At 65.9% G+C, this 8,139-nt stretch carries 6 protein-coding genes and 1 pseudogene; 3 read left to right on the top strand and 4 right to left on the bottom strand.

What is annotated here, in order from left to right:
* A pseudogene (locus BV95_RS21850) lies at positions 1-234 on the bottom strand (energy transducer TonB); the annotation flags it as partial.
* A 250-nt stretch (positions 235-484) separates the two neighbouring features.
* Between BV95_RS21850 and BV95_RS21845 the strand changes: the two are divergent.
* The 3 genes from BV95_RS21845 (at position 485) to glpX (ending at position 4,012) form a co-directional block, all read left to right on the top strand.
* Positions 485-1,363 (top strand): hypothetical protein, encoded by an 879-nt coding sequence (locus tag BV95_RS21845; RefSeq protein WP_037457304.1) that lies wholly within the window; start codon positions 485-487, stop codon positions 1,361-1,363.
* A 93-nt stretch (positions 1,364-1,456) separates the two neighbouring features.
* Positions 1,457-2,761, top strand: coding sequence for a homoserine dehydrogenase (locus tag BV95_RS21840; protein WP_037457303.1), 1,305 nt, complete (start codon positions 1,457-1,459; stop codon positions 2,759-2,761).
* 267 nt (positions 2,762-3,028) lie between these two features.
* On the top strand, positions 3,029-4,012 hold the full coding sequence (glpX, locus tag BV95_RS21835; RefSeq protein ID WP_037457301.1) for a class II fructose-bisphosphatase: 984 nt from the start codon (positions 3,029-3,031) through the stop codon (positions 4,010-4,012).
* Positions 4,013-4,074: 62 nt separating this feature from the next.
* Here glpX and BV95_RS21830 read toward each other — a convergent pair whose 3' ends face one another.
* From BV95_RS21830 to BV95_RS21820, 3 genes are all read right to left on the bottom strand, one after another.
* Positions 4,075-4,452, bottom strand: a complete 378-nt coding sequence (locus tag BV95_RS21830) for a MerC domain-containing protein (RefSeq protein ID WP_037457299.1) — start codon at positions 4,450-4,452, stop codon at positions 4,075-4,077.
* Positions 4,453-4,547: 95 nt separating this feature from the next.
* Complete coding sequence (locus BV95_RS21825) at positions 4,548-6,329, bottom strand: sensor domain-containing diguanylate cyclase (RefSeq protein ID WP_037457306.1); 1,782 nt, start codon at positions 6,327-6,329, stop codon at positions 4,548-4,550.
* Between the two features lie 52 nt (positions 6,330-6,381).
* Entirely contained in the window at positions 6,382-7,863 is a 1,482-nt protein-coding gene (locus tag BV95_RS21820) for a glycerol kinase (protein ID WP_037457297.1), read from the bottom strand.
* Positions 7,864-8,139: the final 276 nt, after the last annotated feature.

Below are 8,139 nucleotides of genomic sequence, written 5' to 3'. Positions count from 1 at the left end.
GGCGACGACCGGCGGCGGTTCGACCGGCTGGTCTGGCGGCGGCGGCGGCGGCTCCTCGTCCGGTGGTGGCGGTTCCTCCTTCACGTCGATCACGTTCAGCTGTTCCGCCGCCTTTTTGACATATTTCATGCCAAGATCGGTGACGAAGGCATAACCCAGAACAGCGTGAATCAGGGCGACGATGATGATCGAGATCGTGCGACTCGATCCTTGCGAGTGGTCAGCATAGGCCATTCGGCAACGACACTCCTTAACTCAGCTTTACCAGTTGATTATCGGCAAATAAGCCAAAAACGGCCCGAGCTGGCCGGGTCTCCCCGGTCATCTTGGCCCCTATCCGTCCATTTGCTACCGTGCGAACTCCTATCGCGGCGCATCGTGGCACGCAAACGCTTTATCGATATGATCATTTGCGACCGCCATTATACATCGGAAAGACTTGCATGTGACAAACATGTCACGGACTGCCATCACTAGGACGAAGATGAAAAAGAAATCCACCATAGCAGCGCGAATGCTGGCCCTGCTCTGCCTCATTTCCGCCGCACAATCGCAGATTTCCGTGGCTCAGGCGCCGCCTGGCAGGATGGCGGCGCAACCCTCGGAACGGGTCGCGGGCCTCTCTTACGCCGATATCGCCGACCTGGCCGATGGCGCTTCCCTGGTGGCACAGGCGCGGATTGGCAACATCGTCAAATTGAAGCCGGAGCAGGCGGGTACCGTCCCTGCGGGGCATCAAAGGGTCTATATCGAAGCGAACGTCGGCAACCTGATTCGCGGCGAAGGGGGAATCAGCCCGGTCGTCAGCTATCTTTACGACGCGCCGCTGGATGCGCGGGGCAAGATGCCCAAGCTGAAGAAGGCGCAGGTCATCCTGTTCGCCCGCCCCGGCGCGCGGCCCGGCGAAATCCAGCTCATCGCGCGCGATGCGCAGATCATCGCCTCCCCCGCCGAGATCGAGCGGGTGAAGGCGATCCTGTCCGAACTGGTCGCCAATGACGCGCCGCCGCGCATCGTCGGGTTGGGCGATGCCTTCCACGTGGCGGGCACCATCGCCGGAGAGGGCGAGACGCAGATATTCCTGCGCACGGAAAATGGCGATCCGGTGTCGCTGTCCGTCCTGCGCCGACCCGGTCAGGAAGCGCGCTGGGCCGTGGCGCTGGGCGAGATAGTGGACGAGGCTGCCCGCCCCCCGGCACGCGGCAGCCTGCTGTGGTACCGCCTTGCCTGCGGCCTGCCCGATTCGTTGCCGGCACGGTCGGTGCGCGCCCTTTCCCCGCAGGACGCAGCGGCAGCCCGTGCGGATTATCAGGTGGTTCTGAATGCCCTCGGCTCCTGCGGCCGGACTCGGGCGGTCCGCTGATCGCGCGAGCCGGGCGCTTCCTTTTCCTTGGACAGATGCGCGCAGGCCGCTATCAGCGCGGCTTCGCATGATCAGGAAGGATGAAGAGAAGCCATGACCAATCTGCACCGCCATGCCCCGCTGCGCGTCGCGCTGGTCGGCCTCGGCACGGTGGGCGGCGGGGTCATTCGGCTGCTCCAGACCAATGCGGACCTGATTGCCCGCCGCGCCGGATGCCCGATCCAGGTCGTCGCCATTTCCGCGCGCGACCGGAACAAGGATCGCGGCGTCGACCTGTCCCCCTATGAATGGGTGGACGACATGACGACGCTGGCGACGCGCGATGACATCGACGTGGTGGTGGAACTGATCGGCGGGGCGGACGGCCCTGCCCTCACCCTCGCCCGTCAGTGCCTGAGCGCCGGCAAGCCGTTCGTCACCGCGAACAAGGCGATGCTGGCCCATCATGGCCTGGGCCTGGCCGCCCTGGCGGAAAAGGCGGGCGTCGCGCTGAAATATGAAGCGGCGGTCGCAGGCGGCATCCCGGTCATCAAGGGCATGCGCGAGGGCGCTGCGGCGAACGAGATCAGCCGGGTTTACGGCATCCTCAACGGCACCTGCAACTATATCCTGACTACCATGGAGAAGGAAGGGCGCGGGTTCGACGAGGTGCTGAAAGAAGCCCAGGAACTGGGCTATGCGGAGGCCGATCCCAGCTTCGACATCGATGGCGTCGACGCCGCGCACAAGCTGACCATCCTGGCCAGCCTGGCCTTCGGCACGGAGCTGGATTTCGATGCGGTCGCGACGACCGGCATCCGGCACATCATCGCCGCCGACATCGCGGAGGCAGCGGCGCTGGGTTATCGCATCCGGCTGGTGGGCATGGCGGAAAACGGACCGGACGGGCTGTTCCAGCGGGTCCATCCGATGCTGGTGCCGCTGGATCATCCGCTGGCCCATGTCGACGGATCGCTGAACGCCGTGGTGGCGGAGGGCAATTTCGTCGGCCGCCTCTTCTTCCAGGGACGCGGCGCAGGCGACGGGCCGACCGCTTCGGCGGTGGTCGCTGACCTGATCGACGTGGCGCGCGATGAATATGGCGATGCGCTCGCCATGCCGGTCGCCGCCCTGGCGCAGCAGAAGCCCGCCGACGCCGGCAAGCGCGTGGGCCGCGCCTATCTGCGCTTCAAGGTGCAGGACCGTCCGGGCGTGCTGGCGGAGATCGCAGCGGCGACCCGCGACGCGGGCGTCTCCATCGAGAGCATGATCCAGCGCGGCGCCAATCAGGCGGACGGCGTGCTGGTGGCGATCGTCACCCATGCGGGCGAGGAGCGCTGCGTGCGCGAGACGCTAGACCGGCTGGCGGGGTCCGACAGCCTGCTCCAGACGCCGATGGTGATGCATATTCTGGATTGAGGCTGAGTTGATCGCGAGCGGGCGTTGAAGCCTCCCTGCGCGAAGCATGGGGGAAGGGAAATTGGCGCAGCCGCTGATAGAGGCGGAATACCCGGTTCGTGCCCCCTTCCTCTCCACCAGCCTTCGGCTGGTCCCCCTCCCCATCTGTCGATGGGGAGGATTTGATAGTCCGCTTCCATTGCATCGGCTTCGTGAAAGGCGCACCCTCGACAAGGGTCGGCCGACATCCTATCGCGCTCCCAAAATAGCGGCTGAAGAGGAAACGACATGGTTCAGGCAAGCTCGATACTCGATCGCGTGCTGGTGCTGGAGATGGTGCGCGTGACCGAAGCGGCCGCCATTGCCGCATCGAAGCTGATCGGCCGGGGCGACGAAAAAGCCGCCGACGCCGCCGCGGTCGAAGCGATGCGCCTGGCCTTCAACGATCTCTATATGGACGGCACCGTCGTCATCGGCGAAGGCGAGCGCGACGAGGCGCCGATGCTCTATATCGGCGAAAAGGTCGGCAATGCGATCGGCACCGGGCCGAAGATCGACATCGCGCTCGATCCCCTGGAGGGGACGACCATCACCGCCAAGGCCGGTCCCAACGCGCTGGCCGTGCTGGCGATTTCGGAGGAAGGCGGCCTGCTCAACGCGCCGGACGTCTATATGGAGAAGCTGGCGGTCGGCCCCGGCCTGCCCGACGACGTCATCGACCTCAACAAGACGGTGAGGGAGAATGTGGAGGCCGTCGCCAAGGCCAAGGGCGTCGACGCTCAAGAGATCATCGTCTGCGTGCTGGACCGGCCGCGCCACGAGAAACTGATCGCGGAACTGCGCGCCATCGGCTGCGGCATCATGCTGATCCCGGACGGCGACGTCGCGGGCGTGATCGCCACCACCAATCCTGAAACCAATATCGACATGTATATGGGGTCGGGCGGCGCGCCCGAAGGCGTTCTGGCCTGCGCGGCACTGCGCTGCGTCGGCGGACAGTTCAAGGGCAAGCTGCTGTTCCGCAATGAGGATGAGCGGATGCGCGCGCGCAAATGGGGCATCACCGATCTCGACCGTATCTATGACCTGAAGGAATTGGCGAGAGGCGACTGCATCTTCGCGGCGACCGGGGTGACGGACGGGTCTCTGCTCGCGGGCGTCAAGCGGCTGCCGGGCGGCAAGCTGACCACCGACAGCGTCGTCATGCGCGCCAGCACCGGCACGGTGCGCTGGGTGAAGGGCGAACATCGGCTGGACCGGAAGCCGGTCTGAACGATCTTTGAAGGATTAAGGGACTCGTTCGAGTCCCTTCGGCATGCGCTATCGGAACGTGCCTACCGGCCCGCCCGGTGGTTCAGATCATGTCCCAGCGCCAGGATCGCGACGCCCAGCAAGGTATAGGCACTTTCCTGCCAGCCATGATCCATGGTAAGGGCGCCAGCCATGATGCCCAGGCCCAGCGATCCGATGGCGGCCGGCATCATATAGCCATGCGCCACCGCCCCATGGCCGAGCGCCACCGCGCCAAGCAGGATCGCCAGCACCAGGCCGACTTCATGAAAGATCGGACTTTCGAAAATCCCGCCTGCCGACGCCAGTACGCCCAGCAGAACGGCGGTGGCGAAGCAATGGGCCACGCACATGCCCGACAGCGCAATCGCGATCCGGTCGATCCGGCCGTTGAGCAGGTGCTGGCGAAGGGTGATCGGCATGACGCACGCTACATAGGCCAGGTGGAGGAAAGTTACAACATATCATCACTCGATTTTTGCGGTGATGTAGTGGGGGGAATATCCTGCGACCACTCCTAAGCCGCCAGTCGAAGGCAGTTCCGTCCGCTATGCTTGGCGTTGTAGAGCGCTTTGTCCGCGGCATCGAGCACGGCCTGGCCGTCGCTCTGGCTGCCCAGGCTCACCAGGCCCGCGCTGAACGTCACCCGGATCATCTCGCCCGAATCGATCCGCACCGGATGGGTCGAGACCATTTCCCGCAGCCGTTCGCAGATCATGCTCGCCCGCTCGACATCGGTGCCGCTCAGCAGGATGGCGAATTCTTCGCCGCCCAGGCGGCCGATGCTGTCGACGCCGCGCAGACCCGGACGCAGCCGTTCGACAAATCCCGCCAGTACGCGGTCGCCCGCGCCATGGCCGTGGCAGTCGTTGACCGCCTTGAAATGATCGATGTCGATCAGCAGCAGGCAGGCGCGCCCACCCCGCCGCACCCGCGACATCTCCTCCTCCAGCTTTTCCAGGAAGGCGCGCCGCGTATCCGCCCCGGTCAGCGAATCCAGCGCCGCCGCCTGCTGCAATGCCCTCTGCCGCGCCTTGTGCCGGGACATGTCGCGGATCGTGCTGACGAGGCCGGTGGGCATGCCGCGCTCATCGACCACGGCGCGCACCAGCATTTCACACCATTCCCGGCCCTCGTCGGAGATGAAGGGGCGGAATTCCACCGTCTGCACGTCGCCAGGCTGCGCCAGCGCCCGGTGCAGCGCGGCGACCATCTGGTCCCGGTCCTTGGGATCGACCAAATCGGCGGCATCCTGCCCGACCAGCAGTTCCGGCGCGCAGCCAATCTGTTCCGCGACGGCGGGCGAGGCATATTCGATGATCCCCGCCACGCTGATGTTGAGCACGACATCGCCGCTATTTTCCGCGATGGCGCGGTAACGCGCCTCGCTTTCCTGCAACATCTGGAACAGGCGGCGGCGGCTGTTCAGCTCCGCCGCGATCGGCATGGACAACAGGAAGCTGAAGGCCAGGAAAAGCTGGAAATATTGCATCCGTTCGCCCAGCGTGCCGGGGATCATGTGCAACGGTCCATGGCCGGTCAGGGTCGCCATGCCGCCGACGATCGCCAGGATCATGACCGATGCCGCCGCCCCCAGATTGCCGATCCGGAACACGATAGCCACCATCGGCAGCAGCAGCGCGAACAGCATCGGAAAACGGGCGATGTAGAAGACATAGGCGGTGGCGAGCGCGAACATCAGCAACAGGCACATCGCTTCCCATTTGGCGCGGCGGGAAGTCTGGCCGAACCACCGCCGCAATTCGCCCTGCATCAGCATTATCAGGATCGGCGTGCAGGTCAGCCCGCCCAGGACATGGCCGGTATACCATTGCAGCAGGGATGCGCCGAAGGGCACGTCGGTCACCGTCGACGCCACCGACGCGGCGGCCGCCCCGGCGATCAGATTTGCCGGACCGCAAAGGGCCAGGACGAAGACGAACAGCGGCTGCATCGATCCGGCGAACTTCCCGCCCGGCGCGAACCGGCGGCAAATCAGCGCAACGATCAACGCCTCCAGCAGGTTGACGCACGCCATCGGCACGGCGGCCGACAGACCCATGCCCCAAAGCGCCGTCGACAGCGCGCTCGCGACGGCGCAGGCGATCAGAACCCCCGGCCAGTCGCTGGTCCGCGACGTCAGCAAATAGGCCATCAACAGCGCATTGGCGCCCCAGATGAAGGCCAGCCCCCCTTCGAAGCGCGAACTGACGAGCGCCGCTGACGCCATCAGAAAATAGACGCAGCCCAGCGCGAACGGCGCGAGAGGGGAGGAAGGATGTCGAAGAGACGTCTGCATGTTCCGTCCCGCCATAGACGCTTATCGTTAAAATATACTCACGATCGCGATTCTACACAGGAGAAAATGCGGAGGCCGCCAGCAGCGTCCGCCATCCTTCCAGCCTTGCGGCCCGCCGATCGCCGGGCAAGGCCGGCACGAACCGCCGCGTCCCCGCCCCCATCGCCGCTGCAGCCGCCGGGAGCGAGGGGAACAGGCCGCCGCCCACCGCAGCCAGCATCGCCGCTCCCTTGGCGGTGGTCTCCACATCGGCGGGACGGTCGACGGGCAGGTTCAGAATGTCCGCCAAATCCTGGGCGATCCAGTCATTGGCGCTCATGCCGCCATCGATGCGCAACGCCCGCCAGGGCATGCCGTCGGCCGCGAAGGCGCCGGACAGATCATGAAGCTGGTGCGACAGCGATTCGAGCGCGGCGCGCACGATATGCGCCCGCTTCGTGCCCAGCGTCAGGCCGTGGATCATACCCTTCGCCTCCGCCCGCCAATGCGGCGCGCCCAGCCCCGCCAGCGCGGGCAGCATGGTGACGCCACCGCTGTCCGGCACGGACCGCGCCAGCGCCTCCGTCTCCTCCGCCGTGGCGATCAGGCCCAGTTCGTCGCGCAGCCATTGGATCAGGCTGCCCGCGACGAACAGCGAGCCCTCCAGCGCATAGCTGGTCTCGCCCGGCAGGCGGCAGAGTAGGGTTCCCAACAGGCGGTGCCGCGACACCGGCACATTGCTGCCCATGTTGGCGAGGACGAAGGCGCCGGTGCCCAAGGTCGCCTTGGCATCGCCGGGCGTCAGGCAACCCTGGCCGATGGTCGCCGCCTGCTGGTCCCCCATCAGGCCCCGGATCGCAATGGGCCGACCGAACCATTCCGCCCGCGTCTCGCCAAAGGCGCCGATATTGTCGCAAATCTCCGGCAAGGCGCGCAGCGGAACGCCGAACAGATCGCAGAGGCCCCGGTCCCATTCCGTCCCATCCAGGGCCATCAACTGGGTGCGGCTGGCATTGCTGGCGTCGCTGACATGCAGGCCGCCGGTCAGCTTCCACACCAGCCAACTTTCGACCGTGCCAAGGGCCAGCGCATCGCCCGCCGCCGCGACGGCCGGCGCATGGTCCAGCAGCCAGCGCATCTTGGTCGCGGAAAAATAAGGGTCGAGCACCAGTCCGGTCCGCCGCTGGATCGCTTCCTCCTCGCCAGCCTGCCGCAGCGCGGCGCAATGATCGGCAGTGCGGCGGTCCTGCCAGACGATGGCGGGGGCCAGCGGCTCGCCCGTCCGACGGTCCCACGCCACCACGGTTTCGCGCTGGTTGGTGATGCCGATGGCGGCGACATGATCGGCCCCGCCCGCCAGCGTCACCATTTCGCGCGCGCAGGCCAGGGTCTTGGCCCAGATTTCCGTTGCATCATGTTCGACCCAGCCGGGCTGCGGATAAGATTGGCCAAGGTCCGCCTGCGCCATGCCCAGCCGCCGCCCGTCCGGCGCATAGAGCATCGCTCGCGTCGACGTCGTGCCCTCGTCCAGCACCAATATGCGCGGCTCGCTCATGCCCTTTCCCCCAGCCATTGTTCGACCCGCGCCTTTTGCTGCGCGTCCAGCCGCAGGCCCAGCTTGGTCCGGCGCCACAATATGTCGTCGGCTGTCGTCGCCCATTCCAGATCGACTAAGGCGTGTGGACATTTAAGGGATTCCTTTTTCCGCGCGGATCGGATTCAAGACTGGCGAAGGGAGCGCCATCTTGGATCGACACGGATTAAGCGACGAGCAGTGGGAGCGGGTTCGCCCCGTGCTTCCCGGTAAAGTTGGGGACCGAGGCCGTTCGGC

The sequence above is a fragment of the Sphingobium chlorophenolicum genome (assembly GCF_000722875.1).
Taxonomy (GTDB): Bacteria; Pseudomonadota; Alphaproteobacteria; order Sphingomonadales; family Sphingomonadaceae; genus Sphingobium; species Sphingobium chlorophenolicum.
This window is presented reverse-complemented; position numbering and strand designations above follow the sequence as displayed.